This is a genomic window from Telluria sp. AZSoR62 (assembly GCF_058111565.1).
Genome location: NZ_JBYTST010000014.1, coordinates 19,121 through 45,139, shown reverse-complemented (window position 1 = coordinate 45,139; position 26,019 = coordinate 19,121). Strand labels below are relative to the sequence as shown.

The 26,019-nt window shown below is 67.6% G+C and carries 29 protein-coding genes; 15 read left to right on the top strand and 14 right to left on the bottom strand.

The features are described from left to right. Window positions 1–33: 33 nt before the first annotated feature. The 3 genes from AC3XQU_RS19520 to egtD are packed head-to-tail and all read right to left on the bottom strand — an operon-like array spanning window position 34 to window position 3,172. Window positions 34–966, bottom strand: coding sequence for a YihY/virulence factor BrkB family protein (locus AC3XQU_RS19520; RefSeq protein WP_489875825.1), 933 nt, complete (start codon window positions 964–966; stop codon window positions 34–36). Continuing rightward, the gene (egtB, locus tag AC3XQU_RS19515; protein ID WP_489875824.1) at window positions 963–2,189 is read right to left on the bottom strand and encodes an ergothioneine biosynthesis protein EgtB; all 1,227 of its coding nucleotides are present in this window, start codon (window positions 2,187–2,189) and stop codon (window positions 963–965) included. The genes AC3XQU_RS19520 and egtB overlap by 4 nt, the downstream gene beginning before the upstream one ends. Continuing rightward, on the bottom strand, window positions 2,189–3,172 hold the full coding sequence (gene egtD / locus AC3XQU_RS19510; protein WP_489875823.1) for an L-histidine N(alpha)-methyltransferase: 984 nt from the start codon (window positions 3,170–3,172) through the stop codon (window positions 2,189–2,191). The genes egtB and egtD overlap by 1 nt, the downstream gene beginning before the upstream one ends. 188 nt (window positions 3,173–3,360) lie before the next feature. Here egtD and AC3XQU_RS19505 point away from each other — a divergent pair, with 188 nt between their 5' ends. The 6 genes from AC3XQU_RS19505 to AC3XQU_RS19480 all read left to right on the top strand — a co-directional run bounded on the left by AC3XQU_RS19505 (window position 3,361) and on the right by AC3XQU_RS19480 (window position 7,815). Further along, window positions 3,361–4,248: a putative selenate ABC transporter substrate-binding protein gene (locus tag AC3XQU_RS19505; RefSeq protein ID WP_489875822.1), complete on the top strand. Its 888-nt coding sequence runs from the start codon at window positions 3,361–3,363 to the stop codon at window positions 4,246–4,248. Between the two features lie 19 nt (window positions 4,249–4,267). Further along, on the top strand, window positions 4,268–5,086 hold the full coding sequence (locus tag AC3XQU_RS19500) for a phosphonate ABC transporter ATP-binding protein (RefSeq protein WP_489875821.1): 819 nt from the start codon (window positions 4,268–4,270) through the stop codon (window positions 5,084–5,086). Next, entirely contained in the window at window positions 5,086–5,916 is an 831-nt protein-coding gene (locus AC3XQU_RS19495; protein ID WP_489875820.1) for a PhnE/PtxC family ABC transporter permease, read from the top strand. Before AC3XQU_RS19500 ends, AC3XQU_RS19495 begins: the two co-directional genes overlap by 1 nt. Next, window positions 5,913–6,704 (top strand): phosphonate ABC transporter, permease protein PhnE, encoded by a 792-nt coding sequence (phnE, locus tag AC3XQU_RS19490; RefSeq protein WP_489875819.1) that lies wholly within the window; start codon window positions 5,913–5,915, stop codon window positions 6,702–6,704. Before AC3XQU_RS19495 ends, phnE begins: the two co-directional genes overlap by 4 nt. Window positions 6,705–6,716: 12 nt before the next feature. Beyond that, on the top strand, window positions 6,717–7,361 hold the full coding sequence (locus AC3XQU_RS19485; protein WP_489875818.1) for an ABC transporter ATP-binding protein: 645 nt from the start codon (window positions 6,717–6,719) through the stop codon (window positions 7,359–7,361). 166 nt (window positions 7,362–7,527) lie between these two features. Next, entirely contained in the window at window positions 7,528–7,815 is a 288-nt protein-coding gene (locus AC3XQU_RS19480; protein ID WP_489875817.1) for a hypothetical protein, read from the top strand. 5 nt (window positions 7,816–7,820) lie between these two features. On the opposite strand, the gene AC3XQU_RS19475 is transcribed toward AC3XQU_RS19480, so the two are convergent. The 4 genes from AC3XQU_RS19475 to AC3XQU_RS19460 form a co-directional block, all read right to left on the bottom strand. Then, a complete protein-coding gene (locus AC3XQU_RS19475) occupies window positions 7,821–8,261 on the bottom strand; it encodes a hypothetical protein (RefSeq protein ID WP_489875816.1) in 441 nt (146 codons plus the stop codon). 135 nt (window positions 8,262–8,396) lie between these two features. Continuing rightward, window positions 8,397–9,356 (bottom strand): Ppx/GppA phosphatase family protein, encoded by a 960-nt coding sequence (locus AC3XQU_RS19470; protein ID WP_489875815.1) that lies wholly within the window; start codon window positions 9,354–9,356, stop codon window positions 8,397–8,399. An 81-nt stretch (window positions 9,357–9,437) separates the two neighbouring features. Then, window positions 9,438–10,610, bottom strand: coding sequence for a GGDEF domain-containing protein (locus AC3XQU_RS19465; protein WP_489875814.1), 1,173 nt, complete (start codon window positions 10,608–10,610; stop codon window positions 9,438–9,440). Window positions 10,611–10,628: 18 nt separating this feature from the next. Further along, window positions 10,629–10,904 carry a hypothetical protein gene (locus AC3XQU_RS19460; RefSeq protein WP_489875813.1) on the bottom strand — a complete coding sequence of 92 codons (276 nt, stop codon included), beginning with the start codon at window positions 10,902–10,904 and terminating at the stop codon, window positions 10,629–10,631. Window positions 10,905–11,007: 103 nt separating this feature from the next. Here AC3XQU_RS19460 and AC3XQU_RS19455 point away from each other — a divergent pair, with 103 nt between their 5' ends. From AC3XQU_RS19455 to AC3XQU_RS19445, 3 genes are all read left to right on the top strand, one after another. Next, a complete protein-coding gene (locus AC3XQU_RS19455; protein ID WP_489875812.1) occupies window positions 11,008–11,787 on the top strand; it encodes a spermine/spermidine synthase domain-containing protein in 780 nt (259 codons plus the stop codon). 130 nt (window positions 11,788–11,917) lie between these two features. Continuing rightward, window positions 11,918–14,758, top strand: coding sequence for a bifunctional diguanylate cyclase/phosphodiesterase (locus tag AC3XQU_RS19450; protein WP_489875811.1), 2,841 nt, complete (start codon window positions 11,918–11,920; stop codon window positions 14,756–14,758). A gap of 129 nt (window positions 14,759–14,887) precedes the next feature. Next, entirely contained in the window at window positions 14,888–15,109 is a 222-nt protein-coding gene (locus AC3XQU_RS19445; protein ID WP_489875810.1) for a hypothetical protein, read from the top strand. A 25-nt stretch (window positions 15,110–15,134) separates the two neighbouring features. Here the strand turns inward: AC3XQU_RS19445 and AC3XQU_RS19440 are convergent, their stop codons facing one another. Together AC3XQU_RS19440 and AC3XQU_RS19435 are read right to left on the bottom strand one after the other, a co-directional pair. Next, on the bottom strand, window positions 15,135–15,512 hold the full coding sequence (locus tag AC3XQU_RS19440; RefSeq protein ID WP_489875809.1) for a hypothetical protein: 378 nt from the start codon (window positions 15,510–15,512) through the stop codon (window positions 15,135–15,137). Window positions 15,513–15,581: 69 nt separating this feature from the next. Further along, window positions 15,582–15,719: a hypothetical protein gene (locus AC3XQU_RS19435; protein ID WP_489875808.1), complete on the bottom strand. Its 138-nt coding sequence runs from the start codon at window positions 15,717–15,719 to the stop codon at window positions 15,582–15,584. A 153-nt stretch (window positions 15,720–15,872) separates the two neighbouring features. Between AC3XQU_RS19435 and AC3XQU_RS19430 the strand changes: the two genes are divergently transcribed. Both AC3XQU_RS19430 and AC3XQU_RS19425 read left to right on the top strand, forming a co-directional pair. Beyond that, window positions 15,873–16,064 (top strand): hypothetical protein, encoded by a 192-nt coding sequence (locus tag AC3XQU_RS19430; protein WP_489875807.1) that lies wholly within the window; start codon window positions 15,873–15,875, stop codon window positions 16,062–16,064. 172 nt (window positions 16,065–16,236) lie between these two features. Further along, window positions 16,237–16,650 carry a hypothetical protein gene (locus AC3XQU_RS19425; protein WP_489875806.1) on the top strand — a complete coding sequence of 138 codons (414 nt, stop codon included), beginning with the start codon at window positions 16,237–16,239 and terminating at the stop codon, window positions 16,648–16,650. Window positions 16,651–16,677: 27 nt separating this feature from the next. On the opposite strand, the gene AC3XQU_RS19420 is transcribed toward AC3XQU_RS19425, so the two are convergent. Then, a complete protein-coding gene (locus tag AC3XQU_RS19420) occupies window positions 16,678–16,869 on the bottom strand; it encodes a hypothetical protein (RefSeq protein ID WP_489875805.1) in 192 nt (63 codons plus the stop codon). Between the two features lie 94 nt (window positions 16,870–16,963). Continuing rightward, a complete protein-coding gene (locus tag AC3XQU_RS19415; protein ID WP_489875804.1) occupies window positions 16,964–17,146 on the bottom strand; it encodes a hypothetical protein in 183 nt (60 codons plus the stop codon). A 169-nt stretch (window positions 17,147–17,315) separates the two neighbouring features. On the opposite strand from AC3XQU_RS19415, the gene AC3XQU_RS19410 reads away from it, so the two are divergent. Continuing rightward, window positions 17,316–18,218, top strand: coding sequence for an alpha/beta hydrolase (locus tag AC3XQU_RS19410; protein WP_489875803.1), 903 nt, complete (start codon window positions 17,316–17,318; stop codon window positions 18,216–18,218). 111 nt (window positions 18,219–18,329) lie between these two features. Then, window positions 18,330–19,664, top strand: coding sequence for an NHL repeat-containing protein (locus AC3XQU_RS19405; RefSeq protein ID WP_489875802.1), 1,335 nt, complete (start codon window positions 18,330–18,332; stop codon window positions 19,662–19,664). A gap of 59 nt (window positions 19,665–19,723) precedes the next feature. Here the strand turns inward: AC3XQU_RS19405 and AC3XQU_RS19400 are convergent, their stop codons facing one another. After that, a complete protein-coding gene (locus AC3XQU_RS19400; protein WP_489875801.1) occupies window positions 19,724–20,029 on the bottom strand; it encodes a 2Fe-2S iron-sulfur cluster-binding protein in 306 nt (101 codons plus the stop codon). Between the two features lie 113 nt (window positions 20,030–20,142). Here AC3XQU_RS19400 and AC3XQU_RS19395 point away from each other — a divergent pair, with 113 nt between their 5' ends. Both AC3XQU_RS19395 and AC3XQU_RS19390 read left to right on the top strand, forming a co-directional pair. Further along, the gene (locus AC3XQU_RS19395) at window positions 20,143–21,204 is read left to right on the top strand and encodes a L,D-transpeptidase family protein (protein ID WP_489875800.1); all 1,062 of its coding nucleotides are present in this window, start codon (window positions 20,143–20,145) and stop codon (window positions 21,202–21,204) included. Window positions 21,205–21,242: 38 nt separating this feature from the next. After that, a complete protein-coding gene (locus AC3XQU_RS19390) occupies window positions 21,243–21,938 on the top strand; it encodes a M23 family metallopeptidase (RefSeq protein ID WP_489875799.1) in 696 nt (231 codons plus the stop codon). A 12-nt stretch (window positions 21,939–21,950) separates the two neighbouring features. On the opposite strand, the gene AC3XQU_RS19385 is transcribed toward AC3XQU_RS19390, so the two are convergent. Beyond that, window positions 21,951–23,732, bottom strand: coding sequence for a M4 family metallopeptidase (locus AC3XQU_RS19385; protein ID WP_489875798.1), 1,782 nt, complete (start codon window positions 23,730–23,732; stop codon window positions 21,951–21,953). A gap of 104 nt (window positions 23,733–23,836) precedes the next feature. Further along, window positions 23,837–25,990: a TonB-dependent receptor gene (locus AC3XQU_RS19380; protein ID WP_489875797.1), complete on the bottom strand. Its 2,154-nt coding sequence runs from the start codon at window positions 25,988–25,990 to the stop codon at window positions 23,837–23,839. Between the last annotated feature and the right edge of the window lie 29 nt (window positions 25,991–26,019).

Genomic DNA, 26,019 nt, shown 5'->3' with positions numbered 1-26,019 from the left:
TGATGAAGCGCAACCAGTTGCAAACAGGAAGATTCAAGCAGGAGGATGGGTAATCAAGGGTTCGGGCGGCTTGTTGGCATGGCCACGCCCGACCCGCTCGTACTCGGCGATCACTTGGGCGCCCAGCAGCAGCAGGGTCGCGGCGATCTCGAGGCTGAACATCACCACGATGGCGGTGGTCATCGAGCCGTAGACGACGTTCACCTGCGACAGGGTCGAGAAATACCAGACCAGCACATGGCGCGCGATTTCCCACAGCAAGGTCGCGGTGACGCCGCCGATCAGCGCATGCCAGACCGACAGCCGGCCGACCGGCATCACCAGGTAGATCGAGGTCAGCACCAAGATTTCGCCGAGCAGCCCGAGCAGGTAGAGCAGCACGCCGGAGACGCCGTCCAGCGACCACTGGTAGCCGAACAGCCAGACGCTTTCCTCGCCCATCACTTCCAGGGTGCCGGCCACCAGGGTGACGATCATGACGCCGAAGCCCAGCGCCAGGATGTAGCAGTAAGGCAGCACGGCCGAGACCAGGAAGTGGCGGCGGGTGATCTCGACCCGGTGCTTGAAGATCACGCTCATGGCGTTTTCCAGCACCGTGAAGGCAAACGAGCTGAAGAACAGCATGGTGCCGCCCAGCAGCCAGGTGATCAGGTCGCGGTTCTCCAGGAAGTTCGCCACCTCGGCCACGATCGAGTCGGACTGGCCGGGCATCAGGAGCTTCAGGTAGCGGTGCAGGGTTTCGAGCAGTTCGCCCTGCGGGATGAAGTGCGACAGCGCCACCACCACCAGCATCAGGAAGGGCACGATCGACAGCAACGCGTAATAGGCCACGGCGCCGGCCAGCAGCAAACCCTGGTTGGCGCGGAAACCCCGCAGCACCTGCAGGGTAAAGGCCAGCGGATGGGCCAGGATATGGGCGTTGGCCCGCTGGTCGAACAGGTGTTCGCGCCAACTGCGGCGGTTCATCGGGCCAACCTGACCCCGGTAAACTGCCAGCGGGCACCTGCCGGAAAGAAGTTACGGTAGCTGGCGCGCGCATGGCCATCGGGCGTGGCGCAGGACGAGCCGCGCAACACGTACTGGTTGACCATGAACTTGCCGTTGTATTCGCCAATGGCGCCCGGCGCCGGGGCATAGCCGGGGTAAGCCCCATAGCTGCTGCTGGTCCATTGCCAGCATGCGCCGAACATTTGCTGCAGGCCGTCGCCATTGGCGGCGGCGGGGTGCAGGCCGCCTCCGGCCAGCGCGGCCTGGCGCGCGGCGAATTCCCATTCGGCTTCGGTCGGCAGGCGCGCCTCGCGCCAGCGCGCATAGGCATCGGCTTCGTACAGCGACAGGTGCGTGACCGGGCGCTCGTCGTCGAGCGGCTGCACGCCGTGCAGGGTGAATTCAAGCCAGGCGCCGCTGCCATTGTCGATCCAGTACAGCGGATGCGCGAGCTCGCCCGTGCAGACGCGGTCCCAGCCTTCGGCCAGCCACAACGCCGGGTCGCGGTAGCCGCCGGCCTCGATGAATGCACGGTATTCGCCGTTCGTGACCAGGCGCGAAGCCAGCTCGAAGGGCGCGATATAGGTGCTGTGGCGCGGCAACTCGTTGTCGAAGCAAAAGCCGCTGCCGCCATAGCCGATCTCGGCCAGGCCGCCGTCGAATTCGATCCAGGACGCGCCGCCGTCGGGCGCGCCGGCTTCCATGTCTTGCGGGGTGTAGGCCGGGTACAGGGGATTCTGGGCCAGCAGGTGCTTGAGGTCGGTGAGCATCAGCTCCTGGTGCTGCTGTTCGTGCTGCAGGCCGAGCTCGACGAGCCTGCCGATGGCCGGCTCGCCATTGCCGGCCAGGAGCTGCGCGACGCGGCGATCGACGTCGGCGCGGTAGGCCAGTACATCGCCCAGCGCAGGCCGCGTGAGTAGGCCGCGCTGCGGGCGCGGGTGCTTGGCGCCGACACCGTTGTAATAGGAATTGAACAGCACCCGGAAGGCCGGGTGGAAGGGAACGAAACCCGCTTCGTGCGGCTCGAGGATGAAGGTTTCGAAGAACCAGGTGATGTGCGCCAGATGCCATTTCACGGGGCTCGCGTCCGGCATCGATTGCGCGCAGCAGTCCTCGGGCGAGAGCGGCGCCGCGATCTCGAGCGAGCGCTGCCGCACACGCGCAAACGCGTGCTGGAGGTCTTCGCGCTGCCCGATACCCATCAGTGGACCACCTTCGACTGCGTGCGCGCGTGCGCCTGCGCGTGGATCACCGCGAACCAGCGCTGCGGGTCGGTCCACACGTGGGTGGCCTCGAACCCGGAACGCTCCAGCAGCGCGATCGCGTCGGCCTGCTGGTACTTGTAGCTGTTTTCGGTGTGGATGGTCTCGCCCGCCTTGAACCTGCGCCCGCCGCCGGTCCAGCGCACCTCTTGCGCGCGGGTGGATTCCAGGTGCATCTCGACGCGGCCGCGCGCTTCGTTATAGAAGCCATGGTGGCGCCATGCCCTGACGTCGAAGTCGGCCCCGATCAGGTGGTTCACGTGGCGCAGCGCATTGAGGTTGAAGGCGCCGGTCACGCCCAGCGCGTCGTCGTAGGCGGCGTCGAGAATGGATTTCTCCTTGACCAGGTCGATGCCGATCAGCACCGCCCCATCGTCGCCGCATTGGCCGCGCAGGCGGCGCAGGAAACCTTGCGCCTCGTCGGGCGTGAAATTGCCCAGCGAAGAGCCTGGATAGAAGAACAGCCGGCGCTCGGCATTGACCGACGGCGGCAGCTCGAAGCGGCTGGAGAAATCCATGCCCAGTCCCTGCATGGCGATCTGCGGGAAGCGCTGGCGCAGGCGCATCAGGGCGTCGCTCAGGAACTCGGCCGAGATGTCGACCGCCACGTACTGGCTGGGGGCCAGCAGCGGGAACAGCGCGGCCGCCTTGGCGCAGTTGCCGGCGCCGAGATCCACCAGGGTGGTGCCGGTGCCGGCCACGCGCGCGATCTCGGCGCCGTGGCGCGCGAAGATGGCGGCCTCGGTGCGGGTCGGGTAGTACTCGGGCAGCTCGCAGATGGCCTCGAACAGCTTGGAGCCGAGCGCGTCGTACAGGAATTTGGGCGAGATCCACGCTTGCTCCGCGTCGAGCCCGGCATGCAGTTCGTCGGCGACATGGGCATTGGCGGCGCGCGGCGCATCTTGCGTGCAGGAGGTGTGCATAAGCGTTATCATTCGTGCCGCCACTTCGCACCATGCGTCATGGCAAAGGGGTTACTGCTCTGAAGTTGCCGTTTTGGCTATCATAGCGGATTACCGTTTTTCGCCGCATTCGCGTAGCGCGCAAACGGGACGTCCTGCGTGACGTCTCCGGTTCATCCCATTTCCAATACCTGACAAGAAAGCCTGACATGACTTCGTTTTCGCCTGCGCGTGCCTTGAAAACCATGCTTGCCGCGACTGCCACCGCCGGCCTGATGTTCGCCGCCGGGGCTGCCACCGCCCAGAACACGCCGGGCGTGCTGCGCGTCTCGGCCATTCCGGACGAAGCGCCGACCGAACTGCAGCGCAAGTTCAAGCCGCTGGGCGACTACCTGGCCAAGGCGACCGGCCTGAAGGTCGAGTTCACCCCGGTGACCGACTACGCAGCCTCGGTCGAAGGCCTGGTCAACCGCAAGGTCGACATGGTCTGGTTCGGTGGCTTCACCTTCGTGCAGGCCAACGAGCGCAGCAAGGGCCAGGTCACGCCGCTGGTGCAGCGCGTCGAGGACGAGAAATTCCGTTCGGTCTTCATTACCACCAACCCGGCCATTACCAAGCTGGAAGACCTGAAAGGCAAGACCCTGTCCTTCGGTTCGGAATCGTCGACCTCGGGCCACCTGATGCCGCGCTCCTTCCTGCTGCGCGCCAAGGTCAACCCGGACACCGACCTCAAGCGCATCGCCTTCTCGGGCGCACACGACGCCACCGTTGCCGCTGTCGCGGGCGGCAAGGTCGATGCCGGCGCGCTCAACATCTCGGTGTGGGACAAGCTGGTCGAAGCGAAGAAGGTCGACCCGAAAGCCGTGCGCGTGTTCTACACGACGCCAGGCTATTTCGACTACAACTGGACCGTGCGCAGCGACATGAATGCGGCGCTGAAGAAGAAAATCACCGACGCCTTCCTGGCCCTGGACGCTTCCACCCCTGAAGGCAAGGAAATCCTGGAGCTGCAGCGCGCCACGAAGTTCATCCCGACCAAGGTGTCGAACTACGCTGAGATCGAAGCGGCGGCGCGCAACGCGGGCCTGCTGAAGTAATCGCTGTCCTGCCTCATCGATGACCTACCGGCTCGCGCAACTGACGGTACGCCACCTGGTGGCGGGGGCGGGCGCCGCCCCCGCCCTGCATGCGCTCGACCTGGTCATCGAACCGGGCGAGCAGCTGGCCCTGATCGGCCCTTCGGGCGCCGGCAAGACCACCCTGCTCGCCACCCTCGCCTGCGCGCACCGGCCCAGCGAGGGCAGTTTTTCCCTCTTCGGGACAGACCCGTGGAGCCTGTCGCAAGCGGCCCGGCACCGCCTGCGCGCGCGCCTGTTCCTGGCGCCGCAAACGCCGCCGCTGCCGCCGCGCCAGCGCGTGGTGAGCACGGTGCTGGCCGCGCGCCTGCCGCAACTGGGCTTCTGGCAGGCCCTGGCCTCGCTGGTGCGCCCGAGCGATCCGGACGCCGCCCATGCCGCCCTGGCGCGCTTCGGTTTGGGCGACAAGCTGTATGCCCGGGTCGACCGCCTCTCCGGCGGCGAGCGCCAGCGCTGCGCCCTGGCACGCCTGATGCTCTCCAGCGCCGAAGTCTTCCTGGTCGACGAGCCGATCTCCGCGCTCGACCCGGCCCTGGCCCGGCACACCCTGGCCACGCTGCAGCAGGAAGCCGCCGGGCGCAGTGCCACGCTGGTGTGCAGCCTGCACCAGGTCGAGATGGCGCGCGAGCACTTCCCGCGCCTGGTCGGCCTGCGCGAAGGCCGCATCGTGTTCGACCTGCCGCGCGAAGCGGTGACCGATGCCATGATCGCCGCGCTCTACGACAACGAACACGTCCAGCCCCCGCCCGTCCATCCGCACGAGTCGCCCGACCGGATCGCGGTCGGCGCCTGCTTCTGATGGCCGGCCCACGCACGGCGCACCCTGATCCGGCCTGGCGCGGACGCGTCGTCGCCGCCATCGTTTGCCTGGCCATCCTGTGGCCGATGCTGGTGGCGAGCGAATTCAAGCCGTGGATTTTATTCGACCCGCAAAGCCTCTCGGCAGCAGGCATGTTCTTGTCCGATTTTTTGCGTCCCGCGCTGGGCATGGAGTTCCTGGCGATGGTGCTGCGCGAGACCTGGCAGACGGTCGCCATCGCCACCGCCGGCCTCACGCTGGCCCTGCTGGGCGCGATTCCAGCCACCTTCGTCATCACCCGGCGCCTGTCGATTTCCAGCCTGGGCACCGGCCGCATGCGCCCGGGCGCAATGCTGGTGCGCCAGCTGCTGCGCTGGATCCTGGTGCTGCTGCGCAGCGTGCCGGAGCTGGTCTGGGCGCTGCTGTTCGTGCGCATTGCCGGCCTCGGGCCCACCGCCGGCGTGCTGGCCATCGCCCTGAGCTATTGCGGCATGCTGGCCAAGGTGTACGCCGAGATCCTGGAGTCAAGCGACGCCCATGCCACCGAAGCCTTGCTGGCCAATGGCGCCGGGCGCCTGCCGGCGCTGCTGTACGGCGCGCTGCCCGAGTCGTCCACCGAACTGGTGTCCTACACCGTCTACCGCTGGGAGTGCGCGATCCGCGGCTCGGCGGTGATGGGCTTCGTCGGCGCGGGCGGCCTGGGCCAGCGCATGGACGAGTCGACCAAGATGATGGCCGGCGGGGAAGTGGCCACCATGCTGGTCATGTTCGTGCTGCTGGTGGCGCTGGCCGACCTGGTGTCCAAACTGCTGCGCCGGAGGCTCGGATGAAGCCCGCGATGCCTGCCGCCCCGCCGCGCTCGCCCGGCACCATCGTGCTGCTGGCCGGCCTGGTGCTGCTCGTGGCGGCCAGTTTCGCCTCGCTGCCGCTGCAGTGGGCTGCCTTCATCGCGCCCGAGGCCCTGGGCTCGGCCGCCGAATTCCTGGCCGGCTTCTCGCCGCCCGACACCGCGCCGGCCTTCCTGGCGAAGACTTTCTGGGCGCTGTGGGAGACGCTGGCCATGTCCCTGGTCGGCACCCTGCTGGCCGTGGCCGGCGGCCTGGCGCTGGCCTTGCCGGCGTCGGGCCGCATGACAGGGCCCGCGCGCGGCGCCGTCCGCGCCCTGCTCAATGTCCTGCGCTCGATTCCGGAACTGGTGTGGGCCTCGATCCTGCTGGTGGCGGCGGGCCTGGGTCCCTTCGCCGGCACCCTGGCGCTGGCCGCGCACACCACCGGCGTGCTGGGGCGGCTGTTCGCCGACGCGCTCGAGAACGTCGAGCCGTTGCCGGAAGCGACCCTGCGCACCAATGGCGCGGCGCCGCTGGCGGCCTTCCTGTATGCGACCCTGCCGCAGGCGCTGCCGCAGATGCTGTCCTACGCCCTGTACCGGTGGGAGAACAATATCCGCGCCGCCGCCGTGCTGGGCGTGGTCGGGGCCGGGGGCCTGGGCCAGATGCTCAAGTACCACCTGTCGCTGTTCCAGATGCCCAGCGCGGCCACGGTGATCATCGCCATGCTGCTGCTGGTGGCGCTGGTCGATGCGGCCAGCTACGCGCTGCGCCGCACCCTCACCCGTTGAACCAGGAAAGCCATGCTCATCCTCGACAAACTCAGTAAATCCTACGGCGGGCGCACGGTGCTGGCCGAACTGTCGCACAGCTTCCAGGGCGGCGAGTTCGTGGCCATCATGGGCGAATCGGGGGTCGGCAAGTCGACCCTGCTGAACCTGATAGCGGGCCTGGACGCGCCCGACGGCGGCCAGGTGATCGTGGACGGCACGCCGATGTCGGCGCTGATTGATGCCGCCGCCACGCGCCTGCGCCGCACCCGCATGGGCTTCATCTTCCAGGCCTTCCACGTGCTGCCCCACCTGACGCTGCGCCAGAACGTGGCGCTGCCGCTGCTGCTCAACCGGGAACCCGCCGGCCGTGCCGACGCGATGCTCGATGCGGTGGGCCTGGGGGGACGCGGCGACGATTTCCCGCGCCAGCTCTCGGGCGGCGAACTGCAGCGCGTGGCGATCGCACGCGCCCTCGTGCACCGCCCGGCCCTGCTGCTGGCGGACGAACCGACCGGCAACCTCGACCCGGAGACCGCCGCCGTCATCCTCGGCCTGCTGCGCCAGGAAACCCGCGCCAGCGGCGCCGGCGCCATCATGGTCACCCACTCCCACGCCGCGGCCGCGATGGCCGACAAGGTGCTGGTCTTGAGTCGTTCCGGATTGAAATTAGCGTAAATTCCGCGAAGAAAGACACAAATTAAGCGGTTTTACGTTGTATCCGTGAATCGTGCGTGACGTAATCGTAGTAATATCACAACGACCCGCCACCGAATAAGAGGCAGGGCTCTTCCAAAATAGTCGATCTGTCCCGAATCCATGCATTTATATTCGGAGAAGCAACATGAGCGTACGACAGAAAAAACAGGAAATGCTCGCGGCAATGCATCGGGCCCGTGCCATGGAACCGCCCAGCTTTGTGCCCAACAAACTGCTCGACACGCTGATCGAGCGCATGCAACTGAAGAACGATGCGGAGCTGTGCCGCGTGCTCGAGGTGCAGCCGCCGATCATCAGCAAGATCCGCCACCGCAAGCTCAATGTGGGCGCCACGATCCTGCTGCGGATGCACGAGAAATCGAACATCCCGATCCGCGAACTCAAGGAGCTGACCAGCGCCTCGATCCACTGAAGCGGCTAGGCCGCCGCCGGCGGCCGCCCGGTTTTCAGTTGCGGCAGCGCGGCCAGCACCGCCTTGAGCGTGGCGATGTCGACCTGTCCCAGCAAGGCCACCCCCACGCGCAGCAGTTCACTCTTCTTGACATCGACGCCGGCGCGCAGGCAGGCGCCCTTCACTTCGGCCAATACCGCGTATTCCTGCTCGGGCATGGTGAAGCTGTCGCGCACCAGCACGGGACGCAGGGGCGTGGCCGCTTGCGGCGCCGGCGCCCTGCGCACGGCTTTCTTCGCAGCCGGTTGCGCCAGCGCTTTCGCCGCGGCTTTCACGGCAGACTTGACGCCGGTCCTGGCGGCCGGTTTTGCCGCCACCTTGGCGGCCGGCTTGACAGCGGGTGCTGCGCGTTTGGCTGCGGCAGGGATGGCCGCGCGAACCGGGGCTTTGCCCGTCTTGACTGGCACGGCTTTCGCGCGCGTTCCTGCTTTCGCTGCCACTGCAACAGCGGCCGACTTCCTGGGCATTACCGACTCCATCGTTCAACAAGCTAAACAATATAGTCGATTTGCGCCCTGACTGCCAAGACGCCGCGCAAGCTGTCAAGCCATGCCAGGATGCCGCGCCAGCCGCGGCGGCACGGCAAGGCTGCGCCGGTGCAGGTCCCACAGCGCGCCCACGCGCAGGCCGGCATGCACCGGTACCGCTTCGGCGATGCCGCACTCCTCCATCAGCGCCAGCAGCAGCGCCAGCCCGCCCGCCAGGTGCGGCGCGCGCGCGGCCGGCGCCCAGGCCAGGCGTACGCGGGCCACGTGGCCGGCCTCGATGAAGCGCCGCCGCAGTTCATGCAGGCCCTCCAGGTTCAGGCGCCCGTTGGCGATACCTTCTTCCAGCGCGATCTCGGCCAGCGCCCTTACCGTGCCGCAGGCGCCGTAGGCCAGCGGGTGGCGCCTTGCCAGGGTCGCCTCGGCAAAGCGGCTGCGCCCGGAATGCAGCGCGGCCTCGAAGCAGGCGGCGTCGATGCGGCCGTCGGCGAAAAAGCTCAGGCTCTGGCGCACCGCGCCCACCGCAAACGATTCGATACGCTCGATGGCCGGACCGCGGCCCAGCACCAGCTCGGTCGAGGCGCTGCCGATGTCGAGCACCAGGCGCCGGCCGCCATCGGCGTCGCCCAGGGTGCTGGCCACGCCCATGTAGACCAGGCGCCCTGCCTCGTCGCCGGCGATCAGTTCGATCGGCCGGCGCAGCGCGGCCTGGGCGGCGGGCAGGAACACGGCCCCGTTGCGCGCCATGCGCAGGGCCGAGGTGGCGACCACGCGCACCGCCTGCGGGCGCCAGGCGTCGAGCGTGACGGCGAATTCGCGCAGGCAGGCCAGCGCGCGGCGCATGGCCGCTTCGCACAGGCTACCGTCTTCTTCGAAGGAAGCGCCCAGGCCGACCCGCTCGCACAGGCTGGCCTCGAGCAGCAGTTCACCGTGCTCGATGCGCCCGACATGCAGGCGGAAACTGTCGGAGCCGAGTTCGACGGCGGCGTAGCGCGGGGATTCGTGTGCTGGTGTCATGGACAATCCTGCTGCAAAGATGCCGCAGGATACGTCCGCGATATGACAGCGATATGACGGGACTACTGGCCCGCCGGGGCCTCAGGCCTCGACCGGGCTGGCCACTGCCTGGCTGACCCGGTTGCGCCCGCCGCTCTTGGCCGCCTGCAGGGCGTCGTCGGCGCGCTGGAACAGGGTCACGGTGCTGTCTTCCGGGCGCAGCACGGTCACGCCGAAGCTGGCCGTCATCGTGATCAATGCCCGTTCGCTCTTGACCGGGGTGCTGGCGATCGCGGCGCGGATGCGCTCGGCCACCAGCAGGGCTTCGTCGACATTCGTGCGCGGCAGCAGGATCGCGAACTCGACGCCGACCAGGCGGCCCACCAGGTCCGAGTCGCGCAGCTGGCGCTTGCACAGCTCGACCACGTTGCGCAGCACGGCGTCGCCGGCCGGATGGCCATAGCTGTCGTTGACGCGCTTGAAGCCGTCCAGGTCGAGCACCACCAGCGCGGTGGGCAGGCCCGGACGGCGCGCCAGCGCCATCCAGGGCCCCAGCGCGTTAAAGAAGCCGCGCCGGTTCGGCACATTGGTGAGCGGGTCGACCAGTTCCAGGCGCGCCAATTCGCGCCCGGCGCGTTCGCGCCCGAGCAGCAGCATGCCGAAGCCGTTGGCCAGCATCAGCACATAAAGCGCGGCGCTGGAGAGCTGGCGCAGCAATTCGCTCGAGAGCCAGCGCCAGCCGCCCGGCAGCACCAGCACCGACAGGCCACGCAGCGCCACCACCAGCGCCAGCACGGCGGTGAGCAGCGCCAGGAAGCGCTGCAGCAGGCTGGCCGTGCGCCAGTTCGCGCCGAGGGCCAGCGCGCCGAGCAGGTAGAAGGCGCCGAGCAGCAGCGACGAGGCCACGCTGCGCAAGCCCTGCTCGTCGATCAGGTAGCAGATGAAGAAGGCGAGGATGCCCAGCGCGGCCGCCAGCAGCATGGGGCGGCGCCAGCCTTCGCGGCCATTGGTTTCCCATGCGGCGCCGGCCTCGATGGCGACGCCGGCAAACAGCAGCGCATAGCCGCCGGGCAGCGCCAGCGCTTCCGGCACCACGCCGAAGCCGCCCAGCGCCAGCAGGGTCCAGGCCCCGGCCTGCACCTGCTTCGACAGCGCCCAGGCAGCCAGCGCCGGCGGGCGCACCGGCCCGTGGTCGTAGAAGGTCAGCACGGCGCACAGGGCCAGGTTACCCAGGGCCAGCACCATGACCATCGTGGTCGCGTCGAGGTTCGTCATCGTTCGGGGCCGGGCGCTCTAGAACTCGTGTTCCACGCGCTGGCTGCCGTCGCCGATCTTGCTGGCCCAGGCGCGCACAAAATAATCCTGCTCTTCAAGGCCCGGTGGCGCGTGCCAGAACACGATCAGGGTGCCCTTGTGGTCGTGCAGCTGGGTCAGCTTGTCGACGAAGCCGGCATTGCCGGCCATGTCGGCCATGGCCATGGCATAGCCGTACACGCGCTGCAGGCGCTCGATCCGGTCCGGCTCGGTCTGGGCGTTGGTGGCAGTAATGGAGGGATGGTCCAGGAACATGGGATCTTCCAGTTGTTCGAATGGTCAGCTTATCAGAAAGCGATGCCCGGCAACAAGCTGCGTTGGTCCCTCCGGCGCCGATGACATCCCTTACACTGGCGCCATGGCCGAACCGCGCGACCCACTTTCCCCGCCTGCCCCCATCGTCACGACCGTGGGCGACCGCCGCACCCTGGAATTCACGCCTGGCGCCATCCAGAGCGAGATGCGCCTGTCGCGCCCCAGCGCGCTGGTGCTGGCCTATGCGCGCGCCATGATGTGCTTCGCGCTGCTGGCGCCGCGCCCGCGCCATATCGTGATGGTGGGCCTGGGCGGCGGCTCGTTCGCCAAGTTCTGCCACCGCCACTTTCCGCAGGCCCGCATCACGGTACTGGAGGTGCGCGCCGACGTGATCGCCCTGCGCGAACAGTTCCAGGTGCCCCCGGACGACGCCCGCCTGCGCGTGCTGCACGCCGATGCCGCCGCCTGGCTGGCCGGCCAGGCGGAAATTGCGGACGTGCTGCTGGTCGACGGCTTCGACGCCGGCGGCCTGCCCGCCGCCCTGTCCAGCGCGGCCTTCTATGCCGACTGCAGGCGCGCCCTGCGGCCCGGCGGCGTGCTGGCGGCGAACATCTTTACTTATGATCCCGGCTATGTGACTGCGGTGCAACGCCTGCAGGACGCATTCGGCGGCGCCGTCTGTTGGCTGTCCGGCATGGCCGGCAACAACCAGATCCTGTTCGCTCAGCGGCCCCTGCGCGCCGGCGGCCAGCCCGGGCGCGCCCTGCGCTTGCTGCGCGACGCCCTCGGCAACCGGGGGCTGGGCGCGGGCCTGCTCAATCGGCTACTGGCGCGGCTGGTGGTGGCATGGCTGGGCCGGCGTGGCCGGTTTTCCACGCGCTGACCCGCGGCTGGCGCGCACAAGCGTGCCCTGCGCGCGACATTTCGTTTGCGGAAAACCACGCGCATGTGACACACTTCACGTATTGATGCCTGTTGGCAAGCCTTCTCTCGTCACCATCCGGATTATTCCAATGCCGCGTCACCTGCCCTTGTCGCTTACCCTTGCGGCGGCCCTTACGCTCGGGGGCGGCCTCGCCGTGTCCGGCGCGTTGTTCCTGGGTGTCTGCCACCTCGAGTACGACAACATGGCGCTGGCCTTCGCCCAGCGCTCCGACGAGCGCGTCGCGGCGGTGCGCCAGGGCGTGAACCAGGCAGTCGAACTGCTGACCGTGACCAACCAGCTGTTCGCACGCGGCGAACCGGTCTCCCGCGAAGGCTTCCGCGACTTCACCGCGGCCCTGCTCGAGCGCCACCGCTACATCCAGGCGTTCAATTACCACCGCTCCGTACCGGGCGAAGCGCGCACCGCCGTCGAGGCCGAGCTGCAGCGCATCCGGCCGGGCACCGTCTTCACCGAGCTTACGCCTGCGGGCCTGAAACCCGCGCCGGTCCGCGCCCGCTACCACATCGTCGACTACATCGAGCCGATCGCCGGCAACGAGCGCGCTTTCGGCCTGAACATCACCGAGAACGTGCAGGTGATGAGCGCGCTCGAGATCGCCCGCGGCGAAGGGCGCGCCGCCGCCACCGACCTGTTCCAGCTGGCCCAGGACCCGAGCCGCCAGCCGGCCTTCGAACTGATCATGCCGGTGCTGGACCGCCATGGCGTGCTGGCCGGCGACACCGCGGTCGTGATCCGCGGCCCGGAACTGGTGCGCGCCTCGCTGGCCAGTGCCGGCCTGCTCGATTCGCGCGATATCTTCGTGTCGGTCTATGCCGGCGAGCGCAGCGGACCCGAAGCCCTGCTGTTTTCCACCGGCGACACCCGCAAGCCGCAAGATAGCTGGCTGAACGGCTTCGTCGCCTCCGTGCATACCGGCCACAGCAGCGACATACTGCGCATCGCCGGCAAGCCCTGGCGGATCGAAGTGGCGGCCGCCCCCCGCCCCTTCCTGCCGGACCACATGGCTTCGACCGCCCTGCTGGTGGGCGGCATCCTGATGACCCTGATGAGCACGGCCTTCGTGAACGCGTCCGGCCGGCGCGCGCGCAAGGTGCAGCAGCTGGTGCGCCAGCGCACCGCCGACCTGCGCCGCACCAACCGCCGCCTGGTCGAGGACATGGCCGCGCGCGAGCGCGCCGAGCGCGCGCTGCAGCAAAGCGAGCAGCGCTTCCGCCAGCTGGTGTCGATGTCCTCCGACTGGTACTGGGAACAGGACCGCGAGCTGCGCTTTACCATGGTCACCGGCGGCTTTACCGAAAAAGCCGGCGTGTCGGTGGAAAGCCTGCTGGGCAAGACGCGCTGGGAATATGTGCCGGCCCTGCTCGAGAGCGAAGCGGGCCGCGCCCACATCGCCCAGGTGCGCGCCCACGAACCTTTCGCCAACCTCGAATACCAGGTGGTCGACGAGCATGGCGACACGCGCTGGTTCTGCGTCCACGGCCAGCCGGTGTTCGACGACGGCGGCGCCCTGCTGGGCTACCGCGGCACCGGCAGCGACATCACCGAGCGCAAGCTCACCGAGCAGCGCGTGCACCACGTGGCCCAGCACGACGTGCTGACCGGCCTGCCGAACCGCTCGCTGTTGCAGGACCGCCTGGGCCAGGCGATCGCCCATTCCAACCGCAGCGGACGCCCGATCTGGGTCATGCTCATCGACCTGGACCGCTTCAAGTTCGTCAACGATTCGATGGGCCACAAGGCCGGCGACGTGCTCCTGATGACGGTGGCCGCGCGCCTGACCTCGTCGCTGCGCGACACCGATACCGTGGCGCGCCTGTCGGGCGACGAATTCGTCGTGATCCTGTCCGAGCAGCACGACGCGCCCTTATCAAGCGACATCGTGCAGCGGGTAATGGATTCGGTGGCCCAGCCGGTCATGCTCGGTCCCAAGGAATTCTTCGTGACCTGCTCGATCGGGGTCGCGGTGTACCCGAGCGAAGGCACGCCGGCCGACAGCCTGATCGAACACGCCGACATCGCGATGTACAGCGCCAAGAAGCTCGGCCGCAACAACTTCCAGTTCTATACCCCGGCCATGAACGAGGAATCGATGGAGCGGGTGCGCATCGAAAGCGCATTGCGCAACGCCCTCGAGCGCAACGAATTCGTGCTGCACTACCAGCCGCAGGTGGACCTGAAAACCGGCCAGATCGTCGGCATGGAAGCCCTGATCCGCTGGAAGCATCCGGAGCTGGGCATGGTGCCGCCGATCCGCTTCATCGGCATCGCCGAGGAAACCGGCCTGATCGTCCAGATCGGCGCCTGGGTGATGCGCACGGCCTGCGCCCAGAACAAGGCCTGGCAGGATGCGGGTTTGGGCAAGCTGCGGGTCGCGGTGAATTTGTCGGCGCGCCAGTTCGGCGCCCCCGACCTGATCGCCGGGCTGGAATCGGTCCTGCACGACACCATGCTGGACCCGGACTGCCTCGAGATCGAACTCACCGAGAGCCTGTTCATGAGCGACGTGACGCCGGCGGTGGAACTGCTTCACCGGATGAAGTCGCTGGGCGTGAACCTGTCGATCGACGATTTCGGCACCGGTTTCTCGAGCCTGTCCTACCTCTCGCGCTTCCCGATCGACGTGCTCAAGATCGACCGCTCCTTCGTGGCCGACATCACGGTCGACGCCAACGATGCGGCGATCGTCACCTCGATCATCGGCCTGGCCCACAACCTGAAGCTGGCGGTGATTGCCGAAGGCGTGGAGACCCTGGAGCAGCTCGACTACCTGCGCAGCCACGGCTGCGACGAAATGCAGGGCTATTATTTCAGCAAGCCGCTGCCTGCCGACGAGTTCGAGGCCATGCTACGCCGCCGTCATTGCCTGCCCGCACCGCTCGAGAACGAAATCGAACCGGCCCTGGCCTGAGCCAAATCGGCTGCGAATTGATAAAAATCTAATGTAATTACATAAAAAGCTATTTATTTATAGCTAAATCACTATCCTTGGTCTTAGAATACCTGTGTCTCTTTGGCAATCTTGGACCTACGGATATATATGATGATGAATGACACGGGTGACCTGGCCGTCGCTGACAACCCGACAGCGACCCGCCGGCAGCGTACCGACAACCGTACGTGCGACCTGATCAACCAGGCCATCGCCTCGGTGCCGACCCTCGGGCTGCAGCGCGCAGCCGAATTCCTCGCGACCATGAACGTGCCGGCCGAAGTGGCGGTGCGGGTGCTGGTGTATCCAAACCGGCGCCGCGCTAATTAAGGCAACGCCCGGTCAATGACAGCGCCTAGCGGCGCTGTTGTGCTTGCTGCTGGTTGATATCGGCCAGCGATTCGCGGCCGCGCTCGGTCAGCTCATGTCCGCCGCCTTCGAGCGGGGCGATATGCGACTTGGCGCTCAGGAAACGGGCGACGTCGTTGTCGATGGGCGCGGCAGGGTCAAGGGCCAGCGCCGTCAGCGCCCGCACGCAGCGGCGCAGGAACAGCACGGTCTGTCCCTTTTCCGTGAGGGCGATGCGCCCGTCGCGGGTGGTTTCCATCATTTTCAGTCCCGACAGGCGCTTGATATTGCGTCCCACGCAGGCACCGGGGGAATCGCGCTTGACACCACGGCGCACCAGCTCGAGTGCGTCGTATTCGTCCGTCGTCAGTTGTTCGTTCTTCATTCCTGCTTTCTTCGATCTGGGCGCGCCATGGTACCCGCCGCGCCGACCGAGGGCAAGCCTTGCCGCCTTTTAGCGCATCAGGCGCAGCGCCAGCAAGCCCAGCCCGGCGCTGGCGGCCAGCCCGAAGGCCAGCGCAAGCCGTGCGCGGCGCGAAGACACCAGCGGGCGGCGGCCCAGGTAAATCGTGTTGTATAGCGTATGGCCCATTGTTTTCTCCGGCGTCACAGGACAGGCCCATTATAGGCAGCGCATCGTGTCAGGCGCATGACATGGATCGCCCGGCGCGTCGCGTGGCGCGCGCCGATGCCGGGGTGGGCCTGTTACGATCATACGACATCGACAACCCTACCGGAGCACAGCATGAATCAACCGACGCGACAAGTCGATCCCGCGGCAACTGGCCGTCCCCTGTACGACGAAGCCGATATCGGCAGCGGCGAGAAATCCCCGGGCGAAGCCGAGACCGAGGAAATGATCCGCGAGATCCCACCCCTGCCCGCTTCCGGCAAGCAGCCCGAGCCTTCCCAGCAGCCAGGCACCCCGGGCGCCTGACCCGTCCCGCGCCGCGCGCCCGCCTCCGGGCGCGGCGGCGCATTGGCAGGCGCCCGCCCCGGGCCGCTTGCACACCCTGCGTTTCGTCCTAAGCTTCAATAGCCCGTCGCCATCGGCTGCGCCCTGCCGCGCCTGGCGCGCCGGCAGTGCTTCGACAGGGAGGGAGGAAACCATGAACCATCGCACTATCCTGAAAAGCGCCGCGGTCGTCTCGGCACTCTACGGCCTCATGCTGGTCTTCGCGCCGAACACCTTGATGTCCATGTATGGCTCGCAAGCGGTCGAAGCATCTAGGATGTATTTCGCGATGCTGGCGGGCGCCATGCTGCTGGGCTGGGCCGTGATGAACTGGGCCGCCAGCAATGCGCCGGACATCGTGGAGATCCACTACGTCTTGCTGGGCAACCTGGCATCGCTGGTGCTGTCCTTTATCGTGACCCTGGTCCGGCAGCTCACGCACGCCGGCGCGCCCGATTCGGGCTGGATCAACGTGGGGATTTTCCTGCTGTTCTCGGCACTGTTCGGCTACCTGTACAAGGCCAGCCCGGCCGGCTACAGGCTGCATGCCCGCAGCAGGCCGGCTTGACCGGCCAGGGGAGCCGCGCGGGCAGAACTAGCCGGCCTTGATCGGCGGCTCGGGGAAGCGGGGCTCCTGCACCGGCGCATTGACCGGATCGGGCACGTCGTCGGGCACGGGCGGCCGCGGATCGGGTGTCGGTGTGCCGTTGGGCGTGTCCGGGTCGGGGGTACTGTGGGCGTGCACGGGCGGTGAACCCTGCAATTTGGTGTCGTCAAGCATGCTCATGGTCGTCCTCTCGTCAGGGAGGGCAGTGTTGCTGGAAGCCCGGTAAAACGGCGGACGGCATGCGCCGTCCGCCAGCCAACAAGCCTGCTGGGGCTTAGTGGCGCTCTTGCTGCTTGGCGCCGCCGCCCGCGCCTTCGTCCTTGCCCGCTTTTTCGCGCGACATGTGGTCGTGGCTGCTCTTGTCGGTCTTGCCTGCGCGCTGCTTGGCCAGGTCTTCTTCGGACATGTTGCCGGACTGCTTGTTGTCCTGGGTACCGCCGGATTTGGATTGGGTCATCGTCATTCTCCTTGAAGTACGTGCATGGATGGCCAGGGGTGGCCGGTTCTGCGTTGGGAACAGCCTAGCATGAATGACAATGCCGGAACTTCAATCGTGCGCGCCGAATTTCCCCGGCAACACGCTTTCCTCGGCTATAGTAATCGCTCCTTTTCTTTCCTTGCCGACCATGAAACTGCACCGCATCCTGCTCGCCGGCCTGCTCGCCGGCGCCATGGCCGGCGCCACCGCCGCCCCCCCGATGAAGCTCGCCGACTACCTCGCCCTCACCGGCCCCGCGCCGACCGCGCGCTACGCCTACGGCGAGGCGCCCTCGCAATTCGCCGAGCTGTTCGTGCCCGCAGGCAGCGGCCCCTTCCCCGTCGCCGTGCTGGTGCACGGCGGCTGCTGGACCAGCAAGTTCGGCGGCATCACCCAGCTGCGCAACATGGCCGGCGCATTGAGCGCGCGCGGCATCGCCGTGTGGAACGTGGAATACCGCCGCAGCGACGAGCCCGGCGGCGGCTATCCCGGCACCTACCAGGACATGCACGCCGCGCTCGACCTGCTTAAAAAACAATCCGGGCCGCACCGGCTCGACATGGAGCGCCTGGTCGCGGTCGGCCATTCGGCCGGCGGACAACTGGTGCAATGGATGGCAGGCCGAGCGAACATTCCTGCCAGCAGCCCGCTCTACCGCGCTAAACCCCTGCCGGTGCGCGCCATCGTGAGCCTGGGCGGCCTGGCCGACCTGCGCGGCGAAGCGGCCCTGATCAAGGCCAGCTGCGGCCGCGACACCGCGGAACTGGCCGGCCTGCCCGGTCCCGGACGGCCGGACGTGTTCGTCGACACCAATGCCGCGGAACTCATGCCCAACGGCAGCCGCACCTTCCTCGTCACGGGCGAACTCGACACGATCTCGCCGCCGCGCGTGGCCCACGACTACGCCGCGAAAGCGCGCAAGGCGGGGGATAGCGCGGAAGTGGTGATCCTGGCGGGCGCCAGCCATTACGACGAGGTGGCGGCTACTTCGGCCGCCTGGCCGCAGGTGCTGGACGTGATCGAACGGGCGCTGGGGCGGCCGGCGAAATAAGCACGCCCAGGCAGCGGGGCGCTGCCGATGGGCAGTGCAAGTTTTCGTGAATATTGCCCCCGTACCGCATGTGTAAAATGCATGCGAGTGACATTTAACGAAAGAATTGCCATGATCGGTGCACGCCAACTTCCCGTCTGCCTGGTGGTACTCCTGACTGCATGCGGCGGTGGCGGCGGCGACAAGGTGCCCGCGCCATCTCCACCTCCGCCGCCGACGATCGCGCTGGCGCCTTCGACGACCTCACTCATGCCAAACGGCGCGGCGGTCGAGATCACGCCGACGCTGACGGGCGTCACAGGGCCGGTCAGCTGGTCGGTGACACCCAAGGCCAGCATCGGCACCACCTTGTACACGCTTGCGGACAAGCCGATCGCCGCCTACGCGCCCCCTTTCGATCTCGCGTCGGACAAGGTCACGATCACGGCCACCGCAGGCGGCATCTCGAGTTCGGTCGAGTTGAACGTCAAGCCTTCGCCGGTGCCCATGCCCTGGATCACCCTGCCGGTGACATGGCAGGTGGCCTTCGGCGACCCGCCCTTCCTGACGGGAGCGCGGCCGGTTGCCTCGGCAGCCGATCAAGCCGGCAACCTGTATCTCGCCTATTCGTCGCCCGTGTCGGAAATCAAGAAGGTGGCGACGGATGGCGGCATCACGACCCATGCGAAGGTAGGCGAACCGATTTCGCTCGCCTACGGCCCGAACCGGGTCTTGTACGTGGTGGACAAGCTGAGCGCCTCCGCCTATGCGATCCGCCGCATCGCAGAGGACGGCACGGTGTCGATCCTGACGCAAACCGCGCCCTACGATGCCGCGACAGGAACGGTCGACGGTCCCTCCGGCGTTGCGACCGCTTATACCTTGAACCTCGCCGTGGCGCCGGACGGCGCCGTCTACGCAACCGATGGGTCGAGGGTGCGCAGGATCGCGCCGGACGGTTCGTTTTCGACCCTGGCGGGAGGCGGGTGCGAAGCTGGCGCCCCGCCCGGGTCGACCTGCCTGGACCGGAGGAATGCTGTCGACGGCCTGGGCACGCAGGCTCGATTCATGGGTCCGGCTGCCATCGTCGCCGACCAGGCCGGCAACTTGTACGTGAGCGACGTCGCGCTGATCCGGAAGGTCACCGCGGCAGGCGCGGTCACGACGCTGGCCGGTCGAACAAGCCGTAATTTTGACTTCGTCAACGATATCGACGGCACGGGCAGCGCCGCCGTCTTCTCCGGTAACAGCCCGATGGCCATCGATGCGGCCGGCAACCTGTACAAACTCGGCGACAGGGGGCAGCTGAGAAAAATCACGCCGTCCGGTGTCGCAAGCACCGTGGCGACCTCCCTGGGTTTCACTGGCGCCCAACCCCAGAACGCCATCGTGTCGCTGTATGCCGGCATGCCCGGCGTCGTGGTGCTGCAGTCGTATGCTCGGCTGAGCAAGGTCCGCGTTGAATGATCCAACATGGGAAAGCCTGCGCTTGCTTGCGCCGGCGGCGCCTTTGCTGAACGCCTTGCTCAGGCATCCCCGGCCGGTTCGACCCGCCGCGCCAGCGGCGCCTCGATTTCCAGGTCCGTGACGGCGACCGCCACGCACGGCAAAATATAGCCTCCGCGCTTTTCGTCGAACGACAGGCCGGGCCACTCGATGGTATGCGCCGCCTGCCCGCTGCGCACGCGGCAGATGCAGGTGCGGCAGGTACCGTTGCGGCAGGAGCTCGGCAACGTAATGCCTGCCGCCTCTGCTGCCGCCAGGATGCTGGCGCCGCGCTGCGCCGCGAAGGCGAGACCGCTGGGCTGGAGCACGATGATAGGGCTGGTCATGGCCGCGATTGTAGCGCCGCCAGGCTCTTTCCGTAGAGTTCGGTGACGCACAGACCCGCCCCCGGCGCCACACTACTCTGAGGTTTCCAAACGCAAGCATTGCAGGAAATCAAATGAAAAAATTCCCTACCGCCCCCCTCCTCCTGGCCAGCCTGATGGCAGCCCTTCCAATCGCCCAGGCCCAGCAGGCCGTGCTGGTGCCGGCACAGGCTTCGCCGGCGCAGCCAGCCACCCCGGCCGCGCCGATGCAGGCCGCACCCGCCGCGCCGCAAGCCGCCGCCATGGCGACGGCAGCGCCTGCGCGCGCCACGCCAGCCAGCGCCAAGCAGATGCAATTCGAGCGCAACCTGCGCGCGCAAGTGCTGCTCGACCGCGCCCGCTTCTCGCCGGGCGAGATCGACGGCGCCTATGGTTCGAACATGCGCCAGGCCCTGAGCGGCTTCCAGGCCGCGCGCAAGCTGCCCGTGACCGGCAAGCTCGACGAGGCAACCTGGAATGCGCTCAATGCCGACAACAGCCCGACCCTCACCACCTATACCCTGGCCGAGTCCGACGTGGCCGGTCCCTTCGAGACCATCCCGACCGAGATGATGGACAAGGCTTCGCTCAAGACCCTGGGCTATGAAAACGTGCTCGAAGGCCTGGGCGAGAAATTCCACGCCAAGCCGGCCATGATCGCGAGCCTGAACCAGGGCAAGGACCTGAACACCGCCGGGACGCAGATCCAGGTGCCGAACGTGATCGGCAAGCCGCCGCTGGCCAAGGCAACCAAGGTCGTCGTCGACGGCAGCGCCCGTACCTTGCAGCTGTTCGATGCAAGCGGCGCCATGCTCGCCCAGTACCCGGTCTCGACCGGCAGCGCCAACGACCCGCTGCCGATCGGCACCTGGAAGATCGAGGGCGTGCACGCCAACCCGACCTACCACTACAACCCGAAACTGTTCTGGGATGCCGAACCGGGCGACAAGAAGGCCAAGATCGCGCCCGGCCCGAACAATCCGGTCGGTGTGGTCTGGATCGACCTGTCCAAGCCGCACTATGGCATCCACGGCACTCCGGTGCCGGGCCACGTCGGCAAGACCGAATCGCACGGCTGCATCCGCCTGACCAACTGGAGCGCCGCCGAAGTGGCCGGTGCGGTTGCCAAGGGCCTGGAAGTCGTGCTGCAGGAGTAACCCCTACTATTCCTTAACGAAGTGATCGGAGAACAAGAATGAAATGGCTGATGACTTTCCTGCTGGGCGTGCTGGTCGGCGCCAGCGGCCTGTTCCTGTGGCTGCGCGAGATTCCGGACGATCCGGCCCCGGTGGTGGCGACCGCCCCGCCGGCGCCGGTGGTCGCGCCCGCCGCGCCGCCGGTTGACGCCGCGGCGTCGGGCTCGGTGGTGCAGACCGACCTGGCCGAGGCGGACCTGCCGCTGCGGCCATCGAGCGCGCAGTCGACCGCCAACGCCCAGGCCCCGGCCGATGCGGTGGCGGGACCGGGCAAGCTCCTGGTGCCGGTGCAGGGGGTCAAGGCAGCCAGCCTCACCGACACCTTCGACCAGCCGCGCGGCAACCAGCGCCACCATGAAGCACTCGACATCATGGCCGCGAAAGGCACGCCGGTCGTGGCCGCGGCCGACGGCAAGGTCGAGAAGCTGTTCCAGAGTAAACCAGGCGGAACGACCCTGTACCAGTTCGACCCGAGCGGGAAGTACGCGTATTACTACGCGCACCTGGACCGCTACGCCGACGGCATCAAGGAAGGCATGGAGCTCAAGCGCGGCGACGTGCTCGGCTATGTCGGCGTGACCGGCAATTCCGACCCGAACGCGCCGCACCTGCACTTCTCGGTGGTCGAGCTGACGCCCGAGAAGCAGTGGTGGAAAGGTACGCCGCTCAACCCGCATCCCCTGATGACGGATTGAGCCACCAGTAACTCAGGTCCCCGGGGGCGGCGCCGGCTCGTCCACGTCCGCCCCGACATTGATCGCCGCATAAGCGCGCTGCACGGCGATCGCTTCCTTCCCGTCCTTGCCGTAGAGCTCTTCGGCCGCCTCGATCATCTTGGCGCGGGCGTCGGCGTAATTGGTCGAGGACGTGAACTTGGTCGTGTTCGCATGGAACCAGATGCGGAAAGCCTTGTCCATGCCGATGCCGGTCATCGCGCTTGGCTGCTTCACCAGGTATTTGCTGTAGTAGTCGCCCGCACTGTCGGCGCGCGAACCCTTGGCCAGGAAATAGAACATGCGGTTGTTCGGACCGCTGCTGTAGTGCACATCCAGCCGGCGCAGCGCGCTGCTCCAGGCATCAAGGCTGCTGCCGTCCTTGCTCGGGCGGTACATCCAGCGCAGCGGCGTCGCATTGCGGCTGATCTCGGTGCCCAGCTGCCAGTCGTTGCCCTCGTCCGGGAAGGTCTCGCCCTTGCCGCCCGCGCGCGCATAGGCTTCGACGACCTCGCCCGAGATGTCCGAGGACGATTCGTTGAGCCCGCCCGATTCCCCCGTATAGATCAGGTCCGAGGTCGCCGCGGTGATCCCGTGCCCCATCTCGTGGCCGATCACGTCGATCGATCCGAGGCTGGTGAAATAGGTGCCGTCGCCGATGAACATGCAGCGGCAGGTATCGCTGTAATAGGCGTTGTCATAGCCGCGGTTGACGTGGGCCGCGATATAGGTGGCGGTGTCGCGGCCGTCGAGGGAGCGCCAGCCCAGCGTGTTCTTGTGCGCGTCATAGGTGTTCATCAGTCCCCACATCGCGTTCACCGCCGCCGTCTGGCCATTGGCGCCCGTGGTGCTGCCGCCTTCGACAAACTGCTTGCCGTCGCCCCAGATGTTGGTGGCGTTCGTATAGACCTTGCCGGCGCTGCTGCCGTTGTTGGCATTGGTGATCGCCATCGCCCCGAACGTGCCGCCCTTGCCGCGCTCGGGGTCGAGCATCTGGTAGCTGCCGTTGGATAGCGTGGTGCTGATTGGCACCTCGCCGTTGTACTGGCTTTTTCCCGTGCCGAGCACGGTCTGCAGCATGTTCCACTGGTCGAGCACGGCGCCGTCGCGCGCGCTGACCACGGTATCGACATACACCGGCCGGTCTTTCAGCAGCATGCGGGTGCTGACCAGGTAGGCCAGCTCGTAGCGGTCGACCGTGTCCTGCACGTCCAGCGCATTGAGTTCGGCGTCTTCCTTGGCGCCGGCGCCGACCACGCGCTGCATGCGCATCACCGGATAGATCAGCAGCTCGGCGCGCGGCGCCACCACGTGCACCGCGCCCTCCACCTGCGTGGCCAGCGCCGCGGCCATCGCGGCCTTGGTCGAGATCTGCGGCTGCACGCTGAAGCTGGCGGTGAGCGCGCCGAACCGGTTGGCGCTGCCCTTGCCCAGGTGCAGGCGGCGTTCCGAGGCCGATTCCGACAGCACCTTCGCGCTCTTGTCGAGCACCACCACCGAGTCGGAGCCGAACACGCGCAAGCCCTTGTAGGTGTGCGCGGCGCGCAGCACCTGGGTGCCGTTGGCGCCCGGATGCTGGGCGGTCAGCTTGTAATGATGGTCCTGGTCCAGGCCCTTGGCCTGGCGCTGCCCCGCCAGCTGGCCGAGCACCGAGGCTTTCGCCTTGGCGCTGAGCGTGGTGGGGGGACTCATGGTGGGCGCCGCGGCCAGCGGCAGGTGCGCAAGCAGCAAGGCAGCGCCGAGCAGCGCGGCCGGGAAGGTGGTGTGCGGGGTCATCTCGTCTCCGTCCGTGGAAGCACGGCCCCCAAACGGGCCGTGCATCGACCAGTGTGGACGAGCCCGGCCGGACGGATTTGCTCAAACGCAATGACTGCGCGGACTTAGAGGCTGCGGCTCCAGCTCAGCGCGAAGGTACGGCCGCGGCCGGCGTAGGTATTGGCGGCGTCCACCGCGGCGGCCGATTGCGAGTAATAGCCGACGTACTGGCGGTCGAACAGGTTCTCGATGGACAGGCCGAATCGTCCCAGGCTGCTCTCCCAGGTGAGCGCGGCGTCGGCCAGCGTATAGCCCTTGAAGTGCTCCTCGAGATTGCTGGTACCGACACGGCGTCCAACGTTGATGTCGCGGTCGCGCAAATGGACGGCCTGCAGCCGCAGCTGGGCTTCAGGGGCCAGGCGCCAGTTGGCGCCTGCGACCGCCTTGTTCGGTCCCTGCGAGCGCGCGCCCAGGTCCAGGTCGAGCGGCGCGCCTTGCGCCGCGGCGGTCTTGCCATCGGTGCGGGCCCAGGTGCCGAAGACGGTCCAGTCGGCGTGCGGGCGCCATTCGCCATTCGCTTCCCAGCCCTTGACGGTGGTCGGCACCCGCTCGACGAGGCCGATGCCGGCCGAGTTGATGCGGATGACGCTGCCCAGCTTGGAACGCGAATCGTAGCGCGACAGGCCGAACTGGCCGGACGCGCCGCGCCAGTTGATGCCGACCTCGTTGTTGCGGGTGACGATGGGCTGCAGGCTGATCAGGCTGGAGACCGACTGGTTGGCCAGGGTCACGCCGCGCAGCACCAGGCCTGCGTCGGGCAGGCCGAAGCCTTCCGAGCTGGCGGCAAAGGCCGACCATTGCGGCGCGAAGCGCCACACGGCGCCGATGTTCTTGACCGCCTTGGTGAACTCCGCCGAGCCCCCTTCCACACGGCGGCTGCCGTAGGCGGCCAGGGTGGTGTAGGTGTCGACTTCGAGCTTGGCGTCTTCGCGCCGCACGCCGCCGCGCAGCGTGACCGGCCCGAACTCGTATTCGAGCTGGGCGAAGGGCGCGAGCGAGCGGAATTTCAGTTCCGGCACCCAGGTGCGGTTGGTGGCGGCCAGGCGCTGCTGCGTATGGTCGCGCAGCCAGTCCAGGCCGGCGGTCAGCTCCAGGCCCTGCACCAGCAGGTCGGGACGCGACCAGGTAATCCGCGAGCCGATCTTGTCGGCCACCACCTGCGACTGGTCGAACAGGGTGCCGACCGGCGCGATGCCGCGGTCCTGGAAGGTCGAGGTGTTGGTAGCGCCGTAGAGCGAGGAAAAATCGTGCGAGAAGAACTGCGCCGACAGCAGGCCGCCGGCCAGCTCGGCGTGGCGGTAGTCGAGACTGGCGCTGCGCACCCTGTTGCGCGCCGGCGCGCCCGGCGGGGTGCCCGGGAGCGAGCTGGTGGGCACGCCCTCGGCCACCACGCCGGGGGCATTGCGGTAGTCGCCGTCGCCGCTCAGGTTGAAGCGGTTCAGGCTCAGCTGCAGGCGCTGGGCGCCGAAATCCTTGCCCATCTTGAGGAACAGGTCGTCGCCGTGCGAGTCGAGGGTGTCGCCCTGCACGCTGTCGATGCCCAGGCGGCGCCCGCTGCCGTCGTAGCCCATGCCGCGCCGCTGCACGCTGGCATAGGCCAGCAGGTCGAAGGCTGCCGACTTGTGGGTGACCGCCAGGCCGGTCTTCCAGTCCAGGCTGTCGGACTCGAACTGGCTGGCCAGGCGCGCATTGACCGTATAGGCCGTGCCCATGGCGCGCGGGGTCTTGGTGATGTAGTTGATGATGCCGCCGGTTGCGCCCATGCCCTGCATGGCCGAGGCGCCGTTGATCACCTCGATGCGCTCGATGATGGCGCTGTCGGCAAAATAGCCTTCGCGCATGCCGGCGCGCAGCGGGTTCGATTGCGGGATGCCGTCGAGCAGGATCAGCGGCTGGCGACCGCGCAGCGATTCGCCGGTCGAGGTCATCTTCTGGCGGCTCGGCGCATAGCCCGGCACATAGGTCGCCAGCGCCTGCGACGGGTCGTCCGCGATCAGGTATTGGGTCGACAATTCCTGCTGGGTGATGACCGAGACCGCGCCCGGGATCTTGTCCACGGCCTTGGCGGTGCGGGTGGCGGTGACGACCACCGTGGCCTGCTCGGCCTCCTGCCCCGGCTCGCCGGAAGCCTGCCAGGCGGCGGCCTGCGGCGCCGCCATGAGCAGACAGGCGCCAGCCACGGCGAAGGAAACCGGCTTCATCAACATCGACTTGCGCATAAGGGATTCGGGTCTCGGACGGAAACAGG